Consider the following 25,676-nt stretch of genomic DNA (forward strand, 5'->3'; position numbering starts at 1 on the left):
AAACGCAAACGAGACCATCGTCGCCTTCCGTGAGGCCGCTGAGATCTTCACTCACCTTGAAGATCGCCACAAGGAAGCTGCAGCGCTCGATCATTTGGCGTTTGCCTTACTGAAAGTAGATGCGATCGATGAAGCTATTAATGTACACCTAAAGACGCTTGCCTTATTTGTTGAGACTGGTGACTTCTATAGCGCCCTAGAGGTGATTCGAATTTTGACCTGACTAATCCTCTATCCGAACTTAGCTTTCACTTTGCGCTGCAACGATAGCCAATCGTCGAGCAGCCAACACCAGCGTGGCTTTCATAACTAGATCTGCATTCGAAGGGGATGCCGAGCCGGTCGCCTTAAGTTCATTGCGTATGTAGGCTCTAGAGGAATTACGAAAATCTATGCAAGCTTCTCGAGTTAATGCCACCTGCAAGCTCGAGGCAGGACCGGGGCTTATCAGCCGATATTGCTCTGCAAGCCACTTGTATGCCGCCATTTGCATCGGCCGTGGTGCAGCTTCAGCCATAAATCGGTCATCTCGGAGATATGGAGACTTTGGCTCTACAATCAGTTCCCATGCAACCTTATCGCTGTCCGACAGGTGATCCTCCAATGAGGACGAATGTGCAAGCAAAGAAGCTTCGTGGCGCAGTGCCTCAATGTCACAAAGAACGGCGAGCGAAACGAGCCCTTTTACGCCGTTCGCTCCCGACTTTGTGAAGTTAACGTTTCGATCATTCCCGATGCCGGCCCCGAGCCAGAAATCAACGATTTTGAGAAACGGAACGATACGTTCATTCACTCGATCGATCCATGCATCGAGCACTGAGAATCTGGAAGGCGAGAGCTTCCAGCCATCCTTAAACTCTGATCTCGCGATGTCGAATCGAACAGCAGACAAAAGAAGGCCACGCTGAAATACTACTGCGAATGCCAGATTACCTGCTTTGACTGTATCTGCGATCGCTATGGCTTCTTCGGACGGCTGTTCTCCGGTGCGAGCTTCATATGCTTGTTTACCTGACTTATCAAAGCCTAGCCACAGCTCTCGGCTGCCCCCGATAAATCCCGCCTCCTCATATCTCGCGCGTAGCTCCTCATACGGACGCAGCCTGAGAAGCGGCCGAACTATGGCTTGACCAAGTCCCCGAGCGAAAGAGTCTGCGGCAGCTGACACCTCTTCCGTAGAGAACGAAAACGGAAGATCGTCGTGTTCCGCCCTCTTTACCTTTGCCCGTAGGTCCAGTTCGGACCATCGAGACTGTGAAGATGGCGAGACAAGTGCTGAGACCCTCCCAATGAACTCTGCTAGCCCTTCGTAGTCAGTTTCGTCCCGCCGAGGCGGATAAACCTGTCGAATCGTCTCATGAAGACCTATGACGCTAGTCAAATAAAGGCCTCGGTCAAACTTGGCTTGATCTGAATGCCAGTCAACAAGTGCTAACGGTATACGGCCAGCTCGCTCCCCGGCGCCCTCGAGAGGGCCACCAACGTGGGAACTAAGCAGGCGTCGCATGCTGACAGATATAAGATCTTGATCATCTAAGAGGTAAGTCCGAGTTTTTGAGACTGGGACTGCATGCTTGTTCAGAGCCACGAAAATGCTCCGACACGCTTGTAGTACCGTGCTTTGGTCTTGCGGAGGAAGGAAGCCGGCACGAGGATCTAGGACAAGAAGAAGGACAGGGATTTTCGTCTCTTCAGGGCGGAGCAGACTCGCCTGAGAACTATCGAGGATCTTTTTTAGCGCCAGAAATCGGTGCTGACCATCCAGGATTACGGCTTTGGCGCGTTTAGTGCTCCAGCGAATGAATCCAATGTCACTGTTGGGGAGATCGTCAATCTGCACTGGCCCAATAGACCTTCGTGCGAGCCCAGGATTTGGTTCGTCTTCAGGCGGGTCTGGATCTTCGATATAGGTATCAGTCACTGAGCTTGAGTGGTCGTGATCGACAGGCAATAGAACGACCGTGAAAGAATTAAAGAACTTAAGAGAACCGTGCTGGAGTAGGTAGGTAGTTATAGGGCCCGCAGCTCTGTCCTCATCCACTGCCCGCTGAAATAGCTCCTCCAGATTCACCGGCTCTCGATCATTGAAGGCAAGTTCCCGAGCGAGCCTAAGGTACTGGTCTGCTTCTCGAATAGTCATCGAGATCGAGAAGTAGGGGACCTTCTCGTCTCCGACCGAATATTCTCCACTAACGAACGGATACTGGTCAGTGTACGCGTGCCTACGTCGACTAAGCGAAGAAAGTTCCACGACTTATCAATCCATTTTTCTGTTTAGGAGCGGATGAGCGAGCCGAATCGTCAAAGACTCTGCCAGCCGAATCAGTTCGTCAGCCTGTTTTAGCTCAGGGCTCACGTCTGATGTTAACAGCTCACCATAATCTAGCTCATCTTCTGAATCAGGGCCATCCTCCAAGTATTGCTCATTGATGCGATCATCGACGTCCTCTCGTACTAAAGGACTAGCAGGGCTTCCACTCTCGCTCGCTTCCTGAGATCGTCTGCGAGCTTCCTCCGCAGCGATCAGTTCTGCGATGTTGTCGGGTGATTTGACGGGGAGTAGAACGATCGCACAATCGCTTGGCGTTAAATGTAGCCGGGCAAGCTCTCGACTCAAAGGCGAATCGGACCGCACATGGGTCCTGATGCGGGACGCCAGATTAATCGCCTTCCCCACATAGAGGGGCCTCTGGAACAGAGTTGCACACATCAACGCCCATTCCAAATGCAGGTTTCTCTCTCTAACCATCTGGGCTAGGCGCTCTGCTGACGCACCAGTCAGCTCCGGAGAACGGTCTTGAATCGCTACATGCCTATAATTGCCGACCATGCCCGATTCTAAGGCCTCATGCCGAGGCCTTGCCATCGTTTGTTTTATTTGATCGTAAACGTCATCGGGATTATGTTCGAGGGCGGCGACTGCTATATCTCTGAGATCTACCGTCCAGATGTAGATTCCTGGGAGCTTCGGGATCATACCACTGCTTGCGCGCCCCATAGAGATATACTCGCGAACGCTCACGAGGTCAGCCTTGAATGATGAAAACACACATTCTCCACACCAGCGCGCTCCTCCATTGCTCTCTGCCTGTTGCGGAGCACTATAACAGGACAGGATGACGGAAAGCGATACGTACTCGCACAGAGTGAGGCTTTCATCCTGTTCGCCTGGCGTAGCAGGTCCGCAGAGAACAGTCGCCCCGTGAACCCCACAGGAGCTTGCAGCGAGTGATTCACTGGCTGCGGTCTAGCGGCGGGAATAGACGAGGCACACCGTGCCCACCAAGGGTAGTAACTGGTACTGGAGATGAGTTCGGGATGGCTCCACAGATGTGGGTGGACTACTCCGACGACTGCAGGATCGGCCTGATCCGGGTGAGGCGCTTGGCCAGGTCGTGACGCCGAGGAAGATGTTGCATCTGCAGAACACCAGAGCCAGCGGCATTGAGCAGTTCGGCGGGGGTGTGAGGTTTCGAGTGCCCTGTCCGGGTGCCAGGCCGGAACAAATTGCTCGGAGCCGCGGACGTCAGTGAAGCGCTTGGCGCTAGCCATTCAGGAAGTTCTCGTAGGAGAGCCAGGCGCAAGCTGTCAGGGTATGCGTCATTTGACCCTATTTAGCACCGATCGACACAATTGGGTGTTTCAATTCCGGCGGCTCAGTCTGGGTCATAGCCTTTGTATGCCCTCGTGAGCCGCCCCACTTGCCTGGGCAGCGGTAGAACCTAGGGTGGCGCCGGGCAGTGCGGGGAACGCCCGTAAGGCGATCCACACGATCACTAAGGAGTACACGTGGACTTGAGGTAAACTCCGCCGGCCGGACCGCGTAGGGTATGGCCGTCACCGAAATGGGCCAGCACAAGTAGTGCCAATCCCACTTAGCAGGTCGGTCAGGGACAGGACAACTTTGGCGGCTCTTCAACTTTGAGGGGGATGCTCACCCTTACGCCGCTGGGTTGATCGAGTGATGTGTGCACGCCAACCGTACGCGGCGGCGTTGGTTGTTGAGGTTTCGGAAGCCGAACGCCACGCGGGCGGCGTCCTTGATAAGCCGGTTCGTCCCCTCGGTTCGGGCGTTGGTGACACGTGTGGTGATGAACGCCAGTGTCTCGGGCCACCATGCTTCGATCGTCTCGGCGAGCGTGATCAGCTCGGGGATGCCCGAATCGGCGCACCAGGAGAACAACCGGAACAGCCGGTGAGAGATCACCAACCGGGGTGCCTGGGTACGGGCGCAGGCCAGCAGGGTGCGCAGTTCTTCCTTGGCGATCCACGCGGTGAGGATCTGCCCGGTGGGTTCGTGGTCGATCAGGGTGTTCCACATCGCCGTGAAGGTGCGTTGCGACAGGCGCTCGCGGGCGCGTAGCAGCCTGCGCCGGTTGGCCCATTCCGGATCGGTGGCACGGCCCCGGCGCCCGCGTTCCTCGCGGGTGACCCGCTGGCGCACCGCGGTCAGCGCCTTGTTGGCTAGCGCGACCAGGTGGAAGTGGTCGACGACGATGACAGCGTGCGGCAGAGCCTGTTTGACCGCGGTGCGGTAGCAGGCGGCCGGGTCGATCGCCACGATCTGCACCCGGCTCTTCCAGGCGTGGCCGCGGGTGTTCAGCCAGTCCACCACGGCCCTGCCGGTGCGGCCGGCCGCCTGGCCGAGCAACCCACCATCCCCTGACAGGTCGACGAAGTTGGTCTCAAACCGCTCGGTCCGCGTCCAGGTCCCGCTCACCTGGTCCTTGAGCCACTTGGGTCTGCCCCGGCGGGTCTCGTCGATGCCCAGCACCCGTGGCGGTTGGGGTTCGACCAGGACGGCATCGGCGCAGGCGGCGAAGTGGCGGTGCACCAGCGGCCAGCCCAGCCGGTACTCCCGGCCCACCGCCGCCACTGAGCGGCCCAAGGCGACCTGGCGAGCCACCATCCGGCACAGCCGGCCCGTCACCCGCGCCCTGGGCGGGATCTCCGCGACCGACTCGGTGAACGCCTTACGCGGGCACAGCTGCTCGGTGCAGGCGAACTGCCGTTTGCGCCAGCGCACCCCGATCAGCTCCTCGCCGTAGGGAAGATCTCGCGGACGGGTCGTGCGCCGTTGCCGCACCGAGGTGGAGATGACCCCGCATTCGGGGCACGCCGCCCAGTCCTCGGGACGTTCGATATGCACCAGCCGTCCCGGTTTCCCATCGACATCGGCGACGCGTTCGACGTCCACCACCGCTACTTCCGGCATGCCGAACAGGATCGAAGTACTGTCATGGCTCTCCCCTCGTACCGTGGAGACCTGACCTAAGAAGGGTTGGGCGTGGGAGAGACCAGACGTAGGTTTGATCCGGAGTTCCGGGCGGGCGCGGTGCGCATCGTCCGGGAGACGGGAAAGTCGATCGCTCAGGTCGCCAAGGACCTGGGCATTGATGCGGGCACGCTGGCCAACTGGGTGCAGATGGATCGGCTGGCCCGCGAGCAGGACACCGGTTCGGGCGGGGAGCTGGCCGAGTCCGAGCGTGAGGAACTGGCGCGTTTGCGCAGGCAGAAGGCCGAGTGGGCCAAGGAACGCGCCGAACTGGAGATGGAGCGCGATGACGCCCCTATGTTTGTCAAGCTGCGACGGGCTGGGTTTGTGCTGGTGAGAGTGCCTGGGTGATGATCGGGAAGACCTCGCGGGCTACGTAGCGTTTGAGGCACCTGATGATCTCCTTTTTGGATTTGCCCTCGGTGGTGCGGCGTTCGGCGTAGTCGCGGGTGCGCTGGTCACGGCGGAGCCGGGTGAGGACGATCGTGTAGAGGGCGCTATTGCTGCGGCGGTCGCCTCCGCGGTTGAGCCGGTGCCGGGCGGTCTTCCCCGACGATGCCTCGATGGGGTTGACGCCGCACAGGGCAGCAAACGCGGCTTCGCTGGTGAGCCGGTCGGGGTTGTCACCTGCGGTGATGAGCAGCGATGCGGCGGTGTCGGGTCCGATCCCGCGCTGTTTCAGCAGCTTGGGGGCGCAGGCGGAGATGATCGCGGTCAGGGAGGCCTCGTGGGAGCGGATCTCCTGGGAGAGTGACTGGATGCGGCGAGCGAGCGTGCGCAGCACACTTGTGGCAGCATCCTCGATGCTGTGGAGGCCGGGGGGCTCGAGTTCGGCGCAGGAGCGGATGAGCGCGACCGGGCCGAGGCCGGCGAGCGAGTCACGCAGGTCGGGCTCCGCTCGGACCAGGACGGCCTTCAGCTGGTTGATGGCCTGGGTACGGGCCTTAATGGCCGAGTCCTTGGCCATCTTGAACATGCGGATCATCTCGACTGAGCCATCACCGCCCTTCGCGACAGCGGTGGCTTGCCCGGACAGTACGGCCCTGGCCGCGTTTTCGGCATCGACCGCGTCGGTTTTGCCGCGCCGCCGCCGGGCCGCCCGGTCCGGCCGATTGACCTCGATGACCTGCACGTTGTTGCGGCGCAGGTGTCGGTTCAGGGCGGTGCCGTGGGAGCTGGTGCCCTCGACACCTGCTCGCCACAGTTGGCCGTGCTCGCGAGCCCAGGCCAGCAGGGCCACGTAGCCGGCAGCGGTGGTCGGGAACGCCTTGGTGCCCAGGAGCACACCCATGACCGTGATCACCGCGGCGACGTGGGCGTCGGCATGGGTGTCGACGCCCAGGACGACCTGCTCGTGGTCTTGGTCATTGGTGGTGAGGTCGGGGGCGACGCTGGTCACGGTTCTCCTCGGAGGCTCAAGACACGGGGTGAACCGGCCGGGCGGAGGAGGTCAGGACTGTGACGATGCGCTCGCAAGGCCCCTATGGGGACACATCCCCGCCTGGTCCGGCAGCACCGCCCAGGCCGGGCCGACAGGTCATCACGAAGGCACGACGGCCAGTCTCAAGCCGGGTCAGACCCAGGCCTTTCGGGCGGTGCCCCTTCAGTCTCACAGTCCTCAAGCGCTCAGTGGTCCTCTGGGTGAAGGAAGCGACGGGCCGGTGAGCGTGGCGGCCTTCATCGCTTCCCAGAAGACCGAGCATGACGTCCCCCACGTGCTGACCTGCCGGGCCCTGGGCGTCTCGCAGGCCTGGTTCTACAAGTGGCGCGACCGGGCGCCGACCATCCGCCAGCAGCGGCAAGCAGACCTGGATGCGGCGATCGCCACCAGATTCCACGCCTCGGCCGGCACCTACGGGTCCCCGCGGATCACCCGGGATCTGCATCAGGAAGGATGGCGGGTCTCGGTCAACACGGTGGCGGCGCGGATGGCCGAACTGGGCCTGGTCGCCCGCGAACGCCGCAAACCCCGAGGATTGACCAGGGCTGGGAAACGGCCGGCCGCGCCTGATCTGGTGCGGCGGCAGTTCACCGCAGTCGCCCCGGACGTGCTGTGGTGTGGCGATGTGACCGAAATCCCCACCGGTGAGGGCAAGCTCTACCTGGCCACGGTGGAGGATCTGTTCTCCCGCCGGATGCTCGGCTATGCCATGTCGGCTCATCATGATGCCGCCCTCACCATCGCCGCGTTGCAGATGGCCGCCGTCACCCGAGGCGGCGCCATCGACGGGGTGATCTTCCACACCGACCGTGGCAGCGAGTACACCGCCGCCCGCTTTCAGGCTGCCTGCCGGCACTGGGGCGTGGTCCAGTCCATGGGCCGGGTCGGCTGCGCGTTGGACAACGCCGCCGCAGAGTCGTTCAACTCCACCCTCAAAGTCGAGTTCGTCCACCGGCACCGCTTCCCCACCCGCGACCAGGCGCGCGTGAAGATCGGCACCTGGATCGCCGACTTCTACAACGCCCGCCGCCGGCACAGCGCCGCCGACGGGCTATCCCCGATCGACTACGAACACCGAATCATGGCTGCCCGAGCGGCCACCACCGCAAGGCCTCGCGAGGCCATCGCCGCATAGAAACGTCTCCACGCTTTCAGGGGATTGCCAGTCGTTCACAGCCCGTGGCCCCCGTCACTAACTGTCCTTGATCAACAGCCAGTGTTACGGGGCCACGGGCTCTCGCCTGTCAGGCCACGCCCAGGAACTTCCCCCTCAAGATCGAAGAGCCACTTTGGCATCGGAGGTCTAAAACTGCCAGACATCGTTGACACCTGGGTCTCCGGCGACTACGGAGACCATCTATGTCGAACCCCAACCCCCCTGCTCGATCGTGAGGCCAAGCGGCGTCTGGCAGTCATCCGTCACGTCGAGGAGGTCTCGGGCAACGTCGCGCTGACGTGCCGCTACTACGGGATCAGCCGGCAGGCGTACTACATCTGGTACCGCCGCTACCAGGCCGAGGGCATCGAAGGCCTGCGCACCCGGTCCAAGCGCCCCACACCAGCCCGAAAGCCACCCACGTCGAAATCGTCGGGAAGATCATGTACCTGCGGCGGAACTACCACTTCGGCCCGGAGAAGATCGCGATGTACCTGGCGCGCTACCACGACATCACCATCAGCCGCTCCGGGGTATGGCGCATCCTCAAGCGCCTGGACATGAGCCGACTCCCGGCCTCGCAGCGCTACAAGCGCCACGACAAGCGGTGGAAGCGGTACGAGAAACAGCTGCCCGGCCACCGCGTCCAGATCGACGTCAAGTTCATCGAGCCCATCGCCGGCGTCACCGGCCGCAAGGGCGGCCGCAACAAGTACTACCAGTTCACCGCGATCGACGACTGCACCCGGCTGCGGGTGCTGCGCATCTACCCGCAACTGAACCAGAAGACCGCCATCCAGTTCGTTGACTACGTGCTGCAGCGGTTGCCGTTCCAGGTGCAGGTGATCCAGACCGACAACGGCGCGGAGTTCCAGTCGGCGTTTCACTGGCACGTGCTCGATAAGGGCATCGCCCACACCTACATCAAACCGCGGACTCCACGCCTCAACGGCAAGGTGGAGCGCTCGCACCGCATCGACGCCGAGGAGTTCTACCGGATGCTGGAGGGCGTGGTCATCGACGACGCCGAGGTGTTCAACGACAAGCTCCGCGAATGGGAGGACTACTACAACTACCATCGACCCCACGGCGGCCTCGGCGGCCAAGCCCCCTACGAACGCCTCAAGCAGAAGACTCAGACCCAGGCGTAAACGATCACTGTCGGCCGCATAAGTCTAACGCCGACCACCGGCACGCCGCCGCGGGCTGGTGCACGTGGAATTGATGCTGATCGACCCTGTGCACGCAGCGTTGGTCTTCTAGCCTTGGCCAGCGTGAGTCTGCAACCGTCGCTCCTTTGGGTTCATTCCTCGTGCTTGGTTGATCGGTGATGGCCTCTGGAGGGCTCTACAAGCAAGATTCCAAGTCGGGTAAGGATGAGTGCTAAAGCTGCGATTCCTAAGGAGGTAAAGATGGAAGAGTCGGCAACTCCGGCAAACAGCAGAGAGACCACAACGGGCAGCGCAATGGCTAGCCAGATCAACACCTCACGCGAACGCTGGCTTAATTGCTGAGCTTGGCGTCTGGCTAGGTCATCATGAGCTTCCGTTAGAGCCTCTAAGTACGCGGCCTTGAAAAACTGTGCATCCAACCGGCCGTCTTGCTCGATCCAGCGGACAGATTCTTGGTCGACTACCTTCTCAACGCGTGGCTTCATCCGGCCCTCCCTAGAGTCGGGGCTCACTACAGTATGTTCCCAGGCCAGGCTCATCTCATGCGCTTTCTGGTAGAAGGGCTAGCCCAGCGGCCATGAGGATTGCCAGCATCTTCATGATCTGTATGTCTCTCTCACCGAAGGCGTTGGCCTCAGGACAGTCGATCGTCAGAGCACCGTACGGCTTCTCACCTGCGATGACAGCTGCTGCGATAAAGGTGCGATAGCTGCGCCCGGCCTCGAGGCCAGGTGGTGCGTTCTCCAATACGTCTTGAAAATGGGCCAACTGGCCCGACTTGACCAGGCGAAACATTGCCTCACCGGCCTTGTCCGTACTGGAGTTAGTGAAGATCGTTTCGGGTCGGTCGGCTCGCCCATCTGCGCCGTTGAAGACAGTGCACTTCATGATGTCTCCGTTGATCCGAAAGAAGCCGCAGCGAGTCTTGGGTGCACCGCTGAGCACGACGGCTGCCGTCACAACACTTTGCATGAAGCTTCCCATGAGCTCCTGCTTTTTGTCTTTGGCTTCTTCTGCTGCTATCTCGCGCAAAAAGTGCACGGCGGTCGAAAGCGCCGTTCGTACCGCTAGGATGGATCGCCCTTCGATCTCCTCTTGTCCACGTGTGGCGCGGTATGCCCGTATTTGGTTGATGCCTGTTGCGGCTACCGGCCCCAGCGCTCCTATGGCAGTGAGGATGAGGTTCCGCGTCTGATCGGTGCCACCCTGTCCTGCCAGTGGCCCGAAGACGACTGTTACGACCGTGCCGCCTACTGTCATCGTCCATAGAACAAAATTTCGGATTATGGTGACAGTCTTGGGTCGGGGGATCAGAGCCTTGGGCATTCGCGAGCTCCACGGAGAGTGGTGTGTGGCGGTTGGCTCCTATGAAGCCAGCTCCATCCTTATGCGAATATTGACCCTAACTGAGGCTCATGGGTCGTCGAGGATGAAATGGGAAAGATACATCCAGCCCCCTGGATCGTACTATGGATATGGGGTATATGTCTGAAAAGCCCATAGATGAGGTTATTGGCCGCCCGAATTAGAAGGAGTTTGGGCATCTGGGACTCGTTCGAGCAGTTCATACTGTGCCCTGCCCATTCCGCGAGCAGGAAGCTAGGATCTTGGCGTTGACCCTGTGGAGATGCTGGAGCGCCGTAGCTGTACGGCCGCGGCATGCCTGGCGAGGCGATCTCGTAGAAGCATGTCCATGCTGCGTCTCGCCCATTGGGCGGCTTTTGGGCGTTGGAATGATGCCCATAGCCGTTGCGGGATATGCGCGGGATGGTCTTGCCGAGACAAGGGTTGGCAAGAGCCGTACACCGAGGTCAAGGGCCTAGAGCATGTCTGACAAATGATCACGGTGGCTGCGGTCAGATGGTCCATCGTGGTGAGGCGTGGTGAGCTGACCGATAAGGCCTGGCAGCGGATCGAGCCGTTGCTTCCCGCCACCGACGGCCGTGGTCGTCCATGGCGGGATCACCGGCAGGTCATCGATGGGATCTTGTGTCGGTGGCGGACCGGCGCACCTTGGCGGGACATCCCTAAACGTTACGGTCCCTGGCAGACCTGCTACGAGCGGTTCAAGCGCTGGGACACCGATGGGACCTGGGCCCGCCTGCTGGAGCAAATGCAGGTCAAAGACGACTCCGTCGGAAACGTCGAATGGAGCTTTGCCATCGACTCCACCATCTCGCGGGCTCACCAGCACGCCGCCGGCGCCCGAAAAGGGGGGACGACAGCGGGACGATCGATACGAAGCAATCGCAAAAGCGGCAGGCGCTCGGCCGATCCCGGGGAGGACTGACCACCAAGCTCCATCTGATCACCGAAGCTCGCGGCCTACCTATGACGTTGCACCTGACCGGCGGAAACGTGGTGGACTGCACGGCGTTCGAAGCGGTGATGGCCAAGCTGCGCCTACCCCGTGGCGGCAAGGCCGGCCCTGTACTCGTCCTGACCGGCTGATCGGCGACAAGGGCTACTCGTCCAAGAAGATCCGCACCTACCTGCGCAGGCGTGGCATCCAGGCTGTCATCCCCGAGCGTAAGGACCAGATCGCCAACCGTAAACGCAAGGGCAGCCACGGGAGGCCGCCCCCACGCCTTCGATGCCGAGGTCTACAAGCAGCGCAACCTGGTGGAACGCTGCTTCGGCAAGCTCAAGCAGTGGCGGGCCATCGCCACCCGCTTTGACAAAATCGCCAGCCGCTACCTCGCCGGCACCACCATCGGATGCCTAATGAGGGCGGGCGCGTTCCCCGATCCAGTCGGGTGCCGGATCTCTACTTCGTTCAGGATCTATCAAGCCACACCGGACGGCAGGACCCCGGCGAGCCGCACATCGCGACAAGCCACCAGCACCTGCCGGGGCAGCAAAGAAACGAGCAAGCCCGCCGGGATGCCGTTCATGGTACCTACGCGAAGAAAGCCGACGCGCTTTTGAGGCTCGCATTCGCCCGCCGCAGCTCACGGTTCTCCCGCTCCAGTTGCACGATTCGCTCGGCATCGCTGCTGGTAGTCCCCGGCCGCTGCCCGGCGTCGACCTCGGTCCGCTTCACCCAGCCCCGCAACGCCTCAGGATGGATCCCCAACTGGTCGGCGATCCGCTTGATCGCACCGGTCGCGGTGTCGGGATCGCGACGGGCTTCCACCGCCATCCGGGTGGCGCGCTCACGCAGCTCGTCGAGGTACTTCTTCGATGCGGCCATCGCTCCTCGTTCTCCCAGACTTGATGGTCTCCATCAAACCCGGTACGAGACACCGCCAACCGGGAACCAGTGTCCGTCAGCCGCGACTTTCTGTCCGCTGATCAAGAGTTCCATGTGGCCGCTCTCAGTGTGAGTTACCGTGCCTCGATGTACACGTCAGGCGAGGGGCCCATGGTTGAAGCAGGAACGGACACCGACATCCACTCGGAAAGACGCCCTGGACAAGGCAGCCACCACCAAGAGCTTCGTAGCTATGCGCTGACGATCCTTGATGAGTGGCAGAAGACGCAGACCTGGCGGATTGCGGAACAACTCAGGGCGGCCACCTGGGCAAACGCTCGGGACTATAGAGGGCGTTCTCTAATCGAGTTGCTGCAGAACGCGCACGATGCCCACGACGGTGACAGACACGACGGGCGTGTCCATATCCTGCTCGACGAAACCGATGGCGAGTACGGCACGCTCTATGTCGCCAACGGCGGCACACCTTTCACGTGGGAACGTGTCATGGCAATCTGCAAGTTCGCCATGAGTGAGAAGACGGTCGGTGACGGCATCGGGAACAAGGGTGTCGGCTTCCGGAGCGTACTGGAGCTGACTACGGCACCCGAGATCTTTAGCGCCCAACCTGGTGAGTCCGCTGAAGAACCTCTGAGCGGCTACCGCTTCCGGTTCGCAACCCACGATGACCTGCTCAACCTCCTGGGCGACGAAGGATTGGCCGCCAAGGCCGCAGCCGAGATGCCACCCTTCCAGGTGCCGTTCCCGATCAGCAACCTCCCCGAAGAGTGCGCAGCTTTGGCCGTCGACGGATACGTAACCGTCGTCCGTCTGCCGTTGATGAGCCAGAGCGCCCGGGATGACGCGACTCGTCTCTGGAGCGAACTTGCCACTGCCAGCGTCCCCGTCCTGCTCTTCCTCAACCGCCTCGAACGTTTAGTGCTTGAGCACCGCACGGACAACCAATCGCAGCGCATCGTCCTCACCAGGCAAGAGCGCCCAGCACAGTACGCTGGGCTGGAGCCAGGATATGGTGGCGACGATCTTCCCACCGTCACGTTTGCCAAGGTCGATTTGGGAGCCCAGGGCCAGTTCCTGGTGGCCCGCGGCCGGATTCCCGACACCAAGCTTCGTGAGACCGTCGATTTGGCCGTCTCGCGCGGGGATTTGGATAGGTCCTGGCAGGACTGGATGCAACCCGCCGTCATCGAGGTCGCCATATCAATTCAGGCAGACAGTTCGGCGCAGCGTGAAGGCCGCGGCCGCATTTACACCTTCCTCCCACTCGGCGAGGATGTACTGGCTCCCCTCCGCGGACACTTAAATGCGCCTTTCTTCACCAAGGTCGACCGCACCGCCTTGGATCGGCAGCATCCATTGAATGCAATGCTCCTCAGCGCAGCAGCCGAAACATGTCTCGTGGCCGCTGATCGACTCAGGCGGGGAGCCGATGCTCAGTCCCGCGGGGCAGCGGTCGACCTGGTGACCTGGGAGGTTACCGACGAGTCTGTACGCATCCTTTCTGGGGCTGCCCGACGTGTTCATGGCCGTGACTTTCGAAACGTTCCCCTCGTTCCCGTCCTCGGCAAGAAGTCCATCGGGTTCTCCTGGGATACACCTTCGCATGCGGTGCTATGGCCGCGTCTCGAGACCAAAGTGCTCACCATTGAGGCTGCCCGTAGAGCCGGAATCCGGGTGGCTGACCCGAAGGTCGGCGCGGCGCGACTGGATCGGCTGAACAGACTCTGCGGACGGTTCCACGCCTCGTTGGCACCCAGTGACGAGGAGCTAGCCGACCTGGCGGAGCAGATGGTGGCGGCGCTTGAGCCGCCCGGTGACCATGGATCCTTTGCGCTCTGGAGTGATCTATACGTCGACATCTTCCGGCTATTCGAGCGACGCCATGCGGAGGTGCTGCAGGGTAGGAAGATGTTACTGACGGACGATGGCAAACTGCGGCATTTTATCGGGCAACATCAGTCGGAGGCCAACAGCTCCGGACGGCCACAAGAGGCATTCTTCCAGCCCACGCAAGCCGAGCAAGCCGGCCTCAACGGCATCCGCATGCCCCGCGTGCTGAAAAAGCGACTTTTCTACGTCCACCGTGATTTACGTTGGGCCAACGAACCCGGGCAGGAAAATCGGCAAGACGCGCGCGCCTTCCTCGCGCGCCTTGGTCTTATCCGTCAATTCGATATCAAAGGGCTCCTTCGACATATTCGGGACGTCCTCCAGGAGAGCTCATCCGACGAAGTTCATCGCCAGTCACTCAGGTTCGTTTTCGAGCTGTACCGCTCCCGACAAGGAACTTCCTTGCCCGTCAAGGATCTCGGACTTCACGTGCCGACGAAATCGGGCACTCTGCTACCTGCCGCTGAAGGCCTGTTCGGCGCGGGCTGGCGCCAGACCAACGGCAACGATCTGGCGGCTGTTGTACAAGAGGGACGCGACGCTTCGCCTGACCTCAAAGCCTTGGAAGCACGATTCGTAGCGGCTCCACAAGAATTCATGAGACAAGGCGGCAGCCAGGAGGAATGGCGTGTTTTTCTATCGGCACTTGGAGTAGCTGACGGACTGTTTCCAATTTCCTCCGCTGACGCGAGCACCTCCCTTTACGCACCCAACAGCCGTGCTGTCGTTCAGAGTGCATACACTCCTGACGACGTGAGGACACAGTGGGAGCCAGAGGTTCTACGCGTTGGGATGTACGCTCGACGCCCGCAGTCACGCTACTCAGGTGACCGTGCCTACCGTCTTCCAGGTCAGGGAGTGTTCACTCAGTTCAGTGAGCAGGGCCGTCTCGCCTATGCCCGGCTAGTACTCGACGGCCTGGCTAAGTGGATTAATGACCACTTCGCCAGCAAATGGGTCAGTCAAACCGCTCGTGATCGCGACATCTGGAAGATCCCCACACCGTTAAGCGTGTTCCTCCGTACTCAACCCTGGCTGCCGGTACGCAGCTCGGACAGAACTGTCGTTTTTGTCCGCCCTGCTGATGTGTGGCACGTCACAGCCGACAACGAGGACGAGTTTATCCCGCTGCGCAGGGTGCATCCGAAGATGCGCCATTTCCTCAAGAACTCCACCACACAAAGTAGACTTCAGGCGGCTGGAATGCCCACGTGGGGCAATCCCGAAGACAGCGTCAGAGGCCTTGTAGCCCTAGGAGAACTCATAGCGACGGGCTCCGTGGGAACGGCCGATCGCGGCTTCATCGAGCGCGCCAATTGGGAAGTCTGGAATCAGCTCACAAACCGTTCCCAGTCGTACGGATTTTCGGCTACTGAGCTTCAGCCGCTGCTAAATTCTCCCCTCCTCATTGAGCGGGATGAGGTGATGGACGTTATCAAACTTTCTGATTTACGTCAGGGCGAAGGAATCCTGTACGTCAGCGACGAACGTGACAACCTCACCGTACGGTTCATACGGGAGATGGGGAGTGCCCTGCTCATCGCACCCTGGCGCGCGTGGAGGGTGGCTCAATTGTTGAGCAAGCTCTGCCCAGGAAAGATCAATAATATCGACGCCGCAGCTCTGGCCGTGGAGGTCGATGGTGCAGCGCCAGATCACGGAAAACTGGGATATCCGCTTCACGCACGCGTCCCGTGGCTGCCCAACGCCATCGGAGTCTTGGCAGACCATAACCAGCGCACCATCCGGCCAACCGATACTGAACTAACAAATCTGGTCGCGTCGGTTCGCGCAATCCGCCTGCACGGTTATGAGTCCCTGACCATCAGCCTCGATAGCGCACCTGTCCAGTTACCCGAACGCCAATCTGGCGTCCTGCCCCTCCCCGATGATGACGTGCCCCTTATCGTGGCGCCTCAGGGCATGACCAGCAAGCTGAGTTGGGACTACCTGGAGAAACTTTCGGACGCCATCTGCCACGTCCTGGACAAACCCGACTTCGCGGTCCGACTTCGGTTAGCGGCACGCTGCCTGCGTGATTCCTATGCTGACCTCGTCGATCCTGCGAAAGAGCAACTAGCGGCCGCACTGGACGTCTCACTGACGCAGTACGAGGAGACGACAAGTCGACTCGACGGCTCCCTCGCGGAGATCCTGGTCCGTCTCTACCCGGTACTCGTGCACACGCTGGGTGTCGATCAAGCGCAAGAGTTGACGGACCCGCGCCCCTCGGATGCCCACCACCTCCAGACACTCCTCGCGGAGCAAGAGGGTAGCCTTCCGCTCGCCTCCGATCAGCTGATACGCACCGCCCGCGCAGCTCGTACGGTAGACGAATTGCGGGAAGTCCTGGGAATCGACTTCGCTGACTTCAACAAGACGCTCGTTGAGCTCGCCCCTCAATACCAGCCGATCAGCCGTGCGGAGGCCCACGAGGAAGCGATGAGAAGCCGAATTGAACAGCGACGCACCGAGATCGTTGACCGGCTCCGCCAGGTTTTTCTCAAGAAATTCGATGCCCGTGATCCGATCAGGGGGTGGGCGGAGCTTCGCTGCCTCCAATGGATCACCGTGCCAGAGTCCTGGGCCCTAACCCTGGAAAACGTCACTATCGAGCGCCTCGACGCCTGCATCAGCGAGGCCCTGGCCGCCCGTCTAGGTGAGATTTCAGAACCGGAGCATCCCGTGAAGCTCCCCGTCCTGGATCAAGTGCGCGTAGATAACCTCAGCATAGTACGGACGAGCATTCCCCATCTCACAACACTGATCAAAGCCTCGGGGCGGTTCCTACCCGCCGTGCTAGCCGGCGACGTTACTGATTTACTGGACCAGTGCGGCGCCTTGGACTTCCGTCTCCTCGGCAAGGATGACGTCGTCGCGTGGCTGGCCGCGCTGGGGCACTGGCCTTCGGGAATGCCGCTGACGACGGCTCCGCAATCACACGGGATCACCCACGATTCACTTGCCGCTCAACAATCCGCCGCCGCGCGTGACAGGGAGGAACAACTCCGTCGGCGGCGCATCGTACTAATCGGTGAGCGGGAGTTCGATACGGGATCGGGAGATTTCACAGCCCTAACCGACGAGTTGCGCCGGATGTTGAACGAAAACCGAGGAATTATTCTCAGCAGCGACCACTTCGCGCCGCTGGAACCCGTTTCTCCACGCCAGCAGTCAATCTCGCCGACCTATCGAGGCGGTAGCACCGGTAACGAACGCCGCGCCGATCTCTCCGCGGAACAGCGCACGGCTATCGGTTTCGCCGGCGAGTTGATCGCCTATGAATGGCTCCGCGCCAATTACCCAGCCACCACAGAAGAAAGCTGGATTTCTACTAACCGTCGCAAAGCCTTTCCTGGCCCTCCCGGCGATGACAGCCTCGGCTACGACTTCAAGGTGGGCACCGGCAACAACGCCCGAATGTTCGAAGTCAAGGCCACCCAAGCTGACGGAGGCCAGATAGAACTCGGAGAAACTGAGGCACGTGCCGCACAGCGGTATGCAGGGAGCAATCGCTGGAGCATCCTCGCCGTGACATGGGTTCTTACGCCCGAGCGGACGAGTGTGCATAGGCTGCCCAACCCCTTCAGCCGAGAGGGACGCGGATTCTACCGGATGGAAGGCGGCTCGCTCCGCCTGTCCTACCGGCTGACCACCTAATCGGTCTCCCAGCCGGGAGGCCGTACGCTCTAACTGCTGCTCAACGAGAACAGCCCGAGCAGCGCTGCTGCTCCCAATGAGGACCCTTGCTGCAGGAACCTGCAGGATGCCTTGCCGAATTGCGCTTTTAGATGATCAAGGCGGCGCGTCGCGCCGCCGCGCCGTCCGGGCATGCGGCCTGGGGGCCGGTCCCGGACGGCGCGGCGGCTCGCGCTGCTCGGTACATGCCTGTTACGCCGTATGCAACACCATCACGAGCGTGATGTTGCGGCCCGCTACGGACCCTGGCCGGTGGTGTATGAGCTGTTTCCCGGCTGCAGCATGCTGGCATTTGGCAGCGCATGCCGTCCGTGCTCTAGGCGTTGGCGGACGTGGCCGGCCGCATCAGCTGAGAAGTCAGCGTGAAGCCAGGGCGCAGGGTCGAAAGCCGCTATCGCGGTCACCGACGGGTAGCGTAGCGACCGCCCTCAAGGCCACCGCGTCATTGGCGGAATCTCGGTACCCGTCTGGGGACGGACAGCTGGCTGTGTACTCCATACCCCGCAGGCCATATGTGACCGCGGCGTCTTGGCAGGAAGACAAGGAGTAGTTGCGGCCTGCCTTCACCCGAATCGAGTCACTTCACTGCAGACCACCGAAACGTTAGCGATCACTCAGATGACCAAAAAGTGGTAGGACTTTCCAGCATCTTCAGCGCTTGTCCACGCTTATCTTTAGCGGCAGCATAAAGAGTCCTACCCCTGGAAGTAATACGGATAATCCAACCCTGAGAGACAAGCTTATCGATGACATCCGAAACGAGTTCTCGACTGCGTAGGTTCAGGCCACGGGACAGCGCCTCTTCCTTCCGGGCACTGCCGGGCTGATTATAGATCTTTTTAAGGATTGTCAAGGCCACGCGCCGTTCGGGTGATAGCTTTAACTCCATGATTCCGGCAGTCGTTTGAGACTTAGAGGAGAACTCCTCGACGGCGCACTGCATGAAGTTTGTGGTGAGCCATTCGGGAATTGCGGACGCCCCATCCAGGTAGCCGATGATGCAGGAATCAAAGGTAGGATACTTGCCCACTTCCTCGGCTGCCGAAATATCGAGAACTTCAATCAAACAGTCCTTGAAGGTGGTACGGGAAAGCACAGGATCATTGTTTGATAGCGCGAGAAGACTGAACATCACTCCTTCCACAAGGAAGTTTTTGCGAACTTTGCTTTCCTCTGGATCTAGTTCGGAACATGTGCGCAAGGTATCAGCTAGAACCGCGTCGAACTGATGATTATCCTGTCGCCGGCCAGCCGCAGCCAGAACGCTAGATACAGAAATGTTTTGGTCAAGCAGAGACCCTGCCGCTACTCCGATACCTAGATCCGAAGCTGAACTCACCCAAGAGGCTGTCCGTCCAAGCGGATGTCCCTCGTAAGGACTAATGAGATATTTCGCGAGATCTTCGCCATAAGCGGTGTCCGCAAGATCTCTATCTACGAAGACACGTTGTTCCTGTTGGCCAGCGTAGTCGCCGACAGCAAGCCCTGGCAGGCGTAGCAGAAGCTCCATTCCCTCTTCATCGGGATCCCGTCCGTTAACCTCCACAAAAGCAGAGCGCATTATTTCCATGTCTACGGGACCGGTCTCGTCGCCTCTCGACCGAGCAAGAGTAGCTACCCGGGACACCAATTGCATTATAGTTTCAGGGCGAACAGCCGTTACGATGCGGGCTTCTCTCTCGCATATTGCTACGAACAGCTTTCGCCATGCTTCTGCCTGCGTGGTTTGCGTGATTGAGTCTATCTCGCTAACCGACTCCATGGCAACGAGGTAGCCGATGAGGAGTGGGCGGGCGGGCAACCACTCGGGGACTTCCCAATCAACACCTGCAAGTGCCAGATACTGCTCTATTTGATTTTTGTTGAAGTCTTGAAGGCTTATTATACAAGAGGTTGATGCAAAGCCAAGCGATTGTACCATCTCTGAAGGGGATGAGAAGTAATGAGATCTTCCGCATGCAATGATTCCCGTACTCACCGGAGTCTCTTGAATAAGACGACGCACGGGCGCGAGAGCTTGCCAGCGCACAGATTTGAGATCGGAAGCGCTTCCTAGCCAGCGAGAAGGAACAATCTCGTCGAAACCGTCTAGCAGGAGGATGCAGGCTCCTGCTCGCCATGCGGATATGAGACTTCTATCGCTGCCGAGCCCAATCTCCTCCGCATGCCGCCGGAGGATTTCCGATGGAGATCTAAGCCCAACGCAGTCCCGGAGGTTGATATGCACAGGGAAAGGGGTGGCCATTTTCCTTTTGAAATGCATTTTGCGTAGCGCGAAGTAGATCTGTCGGAGAGCATGGCTCTTCCCCACTCCAAACTCTCCCGTCAATAGCCATCGCGCTCCTTCAACTAACTCGTTCCCAAGCTCCTCGATATTTAGATCTTTTTCGTTCTGTGTGGTAAACAGAGTGTCGACGGTTATTTGCGGCAGTGCCTGCGTAGAGTAAACAATGCTTCCAAATGGTGCCTCATCCCGGGCATTCAGATAGGACTCGGAGTCACAAACCCGGCGTCGCAGCGCAGCGAAGCTAATGGCATATATTACCGCATTCGACCCCTTGATCTCGCCGGCTACTGCTGCCCGCTGGTCCGGGGTGGGTTCATCTCGGGTAACGAACCAGCCAGTAAGGCTCTTGTATGCGTTTTCTGGTTTCTTCTGCAGGTCTTCCAGCATCTCGCGGAGCTTGCGAGCATCGGTCTTTGCTTTATCCTTCGTTCTGAGAATCGTGAATTCATACGCGTTTATTGAATCATCATTCACAAACAGCGCATCGCGCTCGCGACCTTTGTATATGATGGCACCTTGAAGGTGATTAGGATCATGGATCGCTCTCGCGATATTAAGCGCCCTAATTTCAAACTCCGGGCCAGTCTCATCACCGAGCGACATCACACTCTCCAAGGTTTGTCTTCTAGAGGGCGAGCGTCTGCCGCCCCCTCGGGGCACTAACACCGGCATTCTACAGCTATCGACGCCAATATGGAGGCTCACTCCTTTGATGAACGTCCGTCCCATATGACCGTTATGTACGCTATGTGCAATATCCGGCTTCTTAAGAGGTTCTTGTTTGACGACTTAGTGAGTCGGATCTTTGCCTGCACCCTGAAGACACCGAACAGGTGATCGTTATAGCTGCGATATATAAGGATGTTGATGGAACGAGCGGTATGGCGAGATTGCACCGTAGGCGAGCAGGAACAAAGAAGGTGAAGCGGTAACGCCTGTAAGGCGGTCGGCAATTGGACAGGGCCCGTACGTCGCATGCCCTCACGATCGCCTTGCGGTGGTTGGGCGCCGTGCGGGGTTGGGGGCGATCGACGGGCTGGCCTCGTTCCTCGGCCCGGCCCACCGGGTGACGAGGCTGAGCGCCGTTGCGGGATATGTGCGGGATGACGCCGCCAGCCAGGCGGTTGTGGAGAGGCTGCGGTGCAGGTCGGGAGGCGGATCGCCGCAGTGGTTGGCATTCCACTTCTAATCCGACGGTCGCAAATTCGAAGCCTGTAAGGCGTGCGCGTGCTGTGGCCAGCGCAGAAGAGCCTCTGGCCGAGGAGCAATGCAAGGCGGGGGCTCTCTTGGTGTACGGCTCTGCGCGGTGGGCGACTGCGGTTGGGTGTGCCGAATATGTGCCTCAACGCCCGGGGGCCGCTCCTGATCATTTGTCGTCCCTTGGCAGAGCGAATCGAGTGTCTCGGTGCTCGGGCGGGTTGCGTCCACGGGAGTGGTGTAAGAGTTTTCGCTGGTAGAGGCGTGGCGTCGTGAAATGAAGACGGCCATCGCGTGATCCTTCGTGATTGCGAGTCAAGATCGAAGGAGAAGAAAGCGATGGCCGTGAACGACAGTGTGGACCCTGGCGCGTGGCTGGCGCGGCAGATCGAGGCCGGGGATCCGGATCTGTTGCGATCCATGGTGAAGACCATGGCCGAGGCGTTGATGTCGGCCGAAGCAGACAGCGTTTGCGGGGCCGACTACGGGCAGCGCAGCAGCGAGCGGACCCAACTCCCGCAACGGATACCGCGCCCGCGAGTGGGACACCCGCGCCGGGACGGTTGAGCTGGCCATCCCGAAACTGCGGCAAGGGTCCTACTTCCCCGACTGGCTGCTGGAACGCAGGCGGCGGGCTGGACAGGCCCTGGTCAGTGTCGTGGCCACCTCCTATCTGCTCGGTGTCTCGACCCGGCGGGTGGACAAGCTGGTCGAGCAGCTCGGCATCACCGGCATCTCCAAAAGCCAGGTCTCGGCGATGGCCAAGAGCTTGGATGTGCAGGTGGAGGCGTTCCGCACCCGCGCTCTGGACGGCGGGCCGTACTCGTTCGTCTGGCTGGATGCGTTGACGCAGAAGGTCCGTGAGGGCGGGCGGATCGCAGGCGTGCACGTGCTGGTCGCCACCGCGGTCAACGCCAACGGCCAGCGGGAGATCCTCGGGGTGGAGGTCACCAGCCGTGAGGACGGCGCCGGCTGGCTGGCGTTCCTGCGTGGCCTGGTCGCCCGCGGTCTATCAGGGGTCCAGTTGGTCATCTCCGACGCCCACGCCGGCCTGGTCGAGGCCATCGGGTCCACCCTGCCGGGCGCGTCCTGGCAGCGCTGCCGAACCCACTACCTGCGCAATCTGCTGACCACCGTGCCCAAGTCGGCCCAGCCGTGGGTGGCCACGCTGGTGCGGACCATCTTCGACCAGCCGACCACCGAACAGGTCCAAACCCAGCACGCCTGGGTCATCGACGCCCTCCAGGCCAAATACCCAGCTGCTGCCGACCACCTCGACCAGGCCCGCGAGGACCTGCTCGCTTTCGCGCAGTTCCCCCGCGAGATCTGGAAGCAGATCTGGTCGAACAACCCGCAGGAACGGCTGAACAAGGAGATCCGCCGCCGGACCGACGTCGTCGGCATCTTCCCCGACCGGGACGCCATCATCCGACTCGTCGGCGCGGTCCTGGCTGAGCAGACCGATGAGTGGACCGAAGCCCGCCGCTACATGGGCCTGGACGTCCTGGCCAAAGCCCGGCTCAGAGTGATCCCCGGCGACACACCGAATCAGCAACAGCTCCCGGAGACACTCACCGCTTAACCTGCAGAAACGGATCACACGGAGATCAACTCATACACCACTCCGCTGGACGTGACCCTCGGGCGACAGTGCCGTCACATCCGTGGCTCAACAGGAGAGAACCCCGCGGCTCAAGAGGAGAGAGCCCCGCGTTCTGGCCGGTTCTGGTTGGTCGGCGGCTCGTAGAAGACCGTAGGCGGCTGGCTCGACCTTGCGGGTCGGCGGCCTTTGTTCGTACTCGCTGACCCTCTTGCACCGTCCGTGCGAGAGATATCCCCCTCCGTCTCGTTGGACGGCACCCCATTCGTGACGATGGTCCGAATGGCGATGATCAGGCGAGCAGTGGCCTCGTCGTCCACGGCATGCTCCGCGGTCCTTCTCAACGTGTCACGCTCATCGGGGCTGTTACCGCGGGGCGTGTGGAGATCGCTTGTGGTGTGGTCCACGACCCAGGCGAGCAGCGGTTTCCGGTCGACCACGTCCTCGCAGGTCCGCACCAGGTGAATACCGACACGGTCTTCACCATGGCGCGAATCCGGATCGAGCACCTTGGTTCATCGGCACAACTGCCTGGCATCTCGATGGAGCTCGCGCAGGACTGGAGCAAGCTCACCGCTCGATACGGAAAGACGGAACAAGGGCCCGCATTCCGGTGGATTTGATACCTAATTAGGAGAAATACTGCTATTTTCCCGTCTCCGCTCTCCGATATGTGGTGATCTGCTACGGTCGCACGCTCCAATAGATGATCGACTTCAGACTGGAGCATTGTGCGAAGAAGAGCCTCCTGGTTCGCCGCTCTCCTGGCAATCGCGACGGTTTTGCCGGTCTCGACGGCCAGCGCGGACACCGAGGTCATGACGCCGCAAACCATCACGTGGACGCCTTGTGAGGAGGAGCCCGCCGCCGAGTGCAGCAAGCTGAGCGTGCCCATCGACTGGTCGAAGGTGAACGGGCCGAAGGTCGACATCGTCGTCGCGCGGCGAAAGGCCACGGATCCGGCCGCGCGAATCGGTTCGCTGGTGATCAACCCCGGTGGTCCGGGCGGATCTGGGGTGGAGGCTGTGTACGGCGCCCCCGGGTCCTACACCGAGGAACTGCAGCGGCGGTTCGACATCGTCGGGTTCGACCCTCGGGGCGTGGGGCGCAGCAACCCGGTGATCTGCTCAGCATCGGTGTACAACCGGATGCCGCACACCGTCATGAGAAGCCAGGCCGACTTCGACGCCTGGAACGCGTTCACCAAGCAGCTGCACGCCGACTGCCGCGCTCGTACCGGTCCGCTGTACGACCACGTCGACTCCGCCGACGTCGCCCGTGACCTGGACGCGCTACGCGCCGCCCTGGGTGAGAAGAAGCTCACCTACTACGGAATCTCATACGGCACGCTGATCGGCCAGATGTACGCCGAGCTGTTCCCCGACCGCGTCCGGGCCCTCGGGCTCGACAGCAACATGGACCACAGCCTCGGCGTCGCGGGCTTCCTGGCCACCGAGGCGACCGCCGTCGAGGATGCGTTCGACCAGTTCGTCGGCTGGTGCGAGCAGGACACCAGTTGCGTCCTGCATGGACGTGACATCCGTGCGATCTGGAAGAACCTGCTGGAGAAGGCGCGGCGCGGTGAGCTGAAGTACCCGAGCACGGGCCAGACGATGACCGAGTTGCAGGTCATCTACAACGCCGCGCTAGGCACCGAGGGGCCGGACTGGCGCATGCTGAGCGAGGTGATCAACTGGTTGAACGGTGGGCCGCCGCCGGAGTGGGTGCCCCCGCTGCCCGGCCGGCAGCCCGTGGAGGGTGACGTCGCGTATCTGCCGACCGCGGTTCTCTGCCAGGACTACAACCTCAAGGTGCGGGACTACTCGGAGTACGCCGCACTTATGCGCGTCTCCAATCAGCTCGCACGCGACACGCGGTACCACCCGTATCCGATCGACGACCTGCCGATCTGCATGAACTACCCGACCACCAACGCGCCGCACGCGCTGCGCTACAAGGGCGACGCCCCGCTGCTGCTCGGGAATTCCCTGCACGACCCGGCCACTCCGTGGATATGGTCCGCCAACGTGGCCCGTCAGCTCGGGTCCAAGGCGGTGCTGCTCACCTACGAGGGCTGGGGACACCGTATCTACGGCAAGGACAAGTGCCAGACGGACATTTACGACGAGTACTTGATCTCGCTGAAGGTGCCGCCGCACGGCACGCGCTGCGCCGTGGGCACGCCTGAGGACAGCGTGCTCAGGCAGCAGGCGCCGTCCCGGACGTGGCCGACCGGCTCGAACCACTGGGCGGCCGGCCCGGTCGCGGCCTCGCCCGTCTCCTAACTCCGGAGACGGACCTTCGCCCCGGGCGACTCATCCGGGTGAAATTTCGAGTGGGTGTCGTTGAACCACGGCGAGTCCGGTGGTTCAACGACACCCACGCCTGTGTACGCAGGCCATTGGCACGTTGTTCGTATGAACGCGGGCCCGGCTCGCGCCTGGGCGTCAACGCGTTCCCAAGCCCGGCGCCCTGACGGGGTGAGGGCGGGGTCCGCGGCGGTCGGCGACGCGGCGGACCGGGTACTCCTGGGCCCGGGTTAGCGCGCTTTCCGCTGTTGGTTTTCCTCCCGGTCGTCGGGCCACTCGCTCTCGTCGTGGACGGCGTGTGGGGGCTCCTCGGCCCCGACGGCCGAACACTTCACGACCGTTTGGCGAACACGGAAGTTACCCGCCGAGTATCAAACGTTCAGCCATCCGCCTAGCAGGACGACGACTCCCCTCTGGTGGCGCCCCGGCTGTGAGG

12 protein-coding genes and 3 pseudogenes are annotated in these 25,676 nt (G+C 61.0%); 7 read left to right on the forward strand and 8 right to left on the reverse strand.

What is annotated here, in order from left to right; translation table 11 throughout:
- Positions 1–241: 241 nt before the first annotated feature.
- From ABD810_RS26175 to ABD810_RS26185, 3 genes are all read right to left on the reverse strand, one after another.
- Positions 242–2,251 carry a DNA sulfur modification protein DndB gene (locus tag ABD810_RS26175; protein ID WP_344945802.1) on the reverse strand — a complete coding sequence of 670 codons (2,010 nt, stop codon included), beginning with the start codon at positions 2,249–2,251 and terminating at the stop codon, positions 242–244.
- A 6-nt stretch (positions 2,252–2,257) separates the two neighbouring features.
- A complete protein-coding gene (locus tag ABD810_RS26180) occupies positions 2,258–2,977 on the reverse strand; it encodes a GIY-YIG nuclease family protein (protein ID WP_344945805.1) in 720 nt (239 codons plus the stop codon).
- A 963-nt stretch (positions 2,978–3,940) separates the two neighbouring features.
- Complete coding sequence (locus ABD810_RS26185) at positions 3,941–5,215, reverse strand: ISL3 family transposase (protein ID WP_344945808.1); 1,275 nt, start codon at positions 5,213–5,215, stop codon at positions 3,941–3,943.
- A gap of 72 nt (positions 5,216–5,287) precedes the next feature.
- Here ABD810_RS26185 and ABD810_RS26190 point away from each other — a divergent pair, with 72 nt between their 5' ends.
- Positions 5,288–5,626 carry a transposase gene (locus tag ABD810_RS26190; RefSeq protein WP_344945810.1) on the forward strand — a complete coding sequence of 113 codons (339 nt, stop codon included), beginning with the start codon at positions 5,288–5,290 and terminating at the stop codon, positions 5,624–5,626.
- On the opposite strand, the gene ABD810_RS26195 is transcribed toward ABD810_RS26190, so the two are convergent.
- Positions 5,580–6,674: an IS110 family RNA-guided transposase gene (locus ABD810_RS26195; RefSeq protein ID WP_344945813.1), complete on the reverse strand. Its 1,095-nt coding sequence runs from the start codon at positions 6,672–6,674 to the stop codon at positions 5,580–5,582. The genes ABD810_RS26190 and ABD810_RS26195 overlap by 47 nt on opposite strands.
- Positions 6,675–6,936: 262 nt before the next feature.
- Here ABD810_RS26195 and ABD810_RS26200 point away from each other — a divergent pair, with 262 nt between their 5' ends.
- Complete coding sequence (locus tag ABD810_RS26200; protein ID WP_344945816.1) at positions 6,937–7,851, forward strand: IS3 family transposase; 915 nt, start codon at positions 6,937–6,939, stop codon at positions 7,849–7,851.
- Between the two features lie 243 nt (positions 7,852–8,094).
- Positions 8,095–9,023 (forward strand): annotated as a pseudogene (locus tag ABD810_RS26205) (IS481 family transposase).
- A 152-nt stretch (positions 9,024–9,175) separates the two neighbouring features.
- Here the strand turns inward: ABD810_RS26205 and ABD810_RS26210 are convergent.
- Complete coding sequence (locus ABD810_RS26210; protein WP_344945819.1) at positions 9,176–9,529, reverse strand: hypothetical protein; 354 nt, start codon at positions 9,527–9,529, stop codon at positions 9,176–9,178.
- A 55-nt stretch (positions 9,530–9,584) separates the two neighbouring features.
- Complete coding sequence (locus ABD810_RS26215) at positions 9,585–10,370, reverse strand: GAF domain-containing protein (RefSeq protein WP_344945822.1); 786 nt, start codon at positions 10,368–10,370, stop codon at positions 9,585–9,587.
- 511 nt (positions 10,371–10,881) lie between these two features.
- On the opposite strand from ABD810_RS26215, the pseudogene ABD810_RS26220 reads away from it, so the two are divergent.
- Positions 10,882–11,768: pseudogene (locus ABD810_RS26220) on the forward strand (IS5 family transposase); the annotation flags it as partial.
- 175 nt (positions 11,769–11,943) lie between these two features.
- Here ABD810_RS26220 and ABD810_RS26225 read toward each other — a convergent pair.
- The gene (locus ABD810_RS26225) at positions 11,944–12,237 is read right to left on the reverse strand and encodes a transposase (protein ID WP_344945825.1); all 294 of its coding nucleotides are present in this window, start codon (positions 12,235–12,237) and stop codon (positions 11,944–11,946) included.
- A 171-nt stretch (positions 12,238–12,408) separates the two neighbouring features.
- Here ABD810_RS26225 and ABD810_RS26230 point away from each other — a divergent pair, with 171 nt between their 5' ends.
- Entirely contained in the window at positions 12,409–17,808 is a 5,400-nt protein-coding gene (locus tag ABD810_RS26230; RefSeq protein ID WP_344945828.1) for a sacsin N-terminal ATP-binding-like domain-containing protein, read from the forward strand.
- Positions 17,809–18,457: 649 nt separating this feature from the next.
- Here the strand turns inward: ABD810_RS26230 and ABD810_RS26235 are convergent.
- Complete coding sequence (locus tag ABD810_RS26235; protein ID WP_344945831.1) at positions 18,458–20,737, reverse strand: NACHT domain-containing protein; 2,280 nt, start codon at positions 20,735–20,737, stop codon at positions 18,458–18,460.
- A 933-nt stretch (positions 20,738–21,670) separates the two neighbouring features.
- Here ABD810_RS26235 and ABD810_RS26240 point away from each other — a divergent pair.
- Together ABD810_RS26240 and ABD810_RS26245 are read left to right on the forward strand one after the other, a co-directional pair.
- A pseudogene (locus ABD810_RS26240) lies at positions 21,671–22,913 on the forward strand (IS256 family transposase).
- Positions 22,914–23,749: 836 nt separating this feature from the next.
- Positions 23,750–25,216 carry an alpha/beta fold hydrolase gene (locus tag ABD810_RS26245; RefSeq protein ID WP_344945834.1) on the forward strand — a complete coding sequence of 489 codons (1,467 nt, stop codon included), beginning with the start codon at positions 23,750–23,752 and terminating at the stop codon, positions 25,214–25,216.
- Positions 25,217–25,676: the final 460 nt, after the last annotated feature.

The organism is Sphaerisporangium flaviroseum (assembly GCF_039537005.1).
Taxonomy (GTDB): Bacteria; Actinomycetota; Actinomycetes; order Streptosporangiales; family Streptosporangiaceae; genus Sphaerisporangium; species Sphaerisporangium flaviroseum.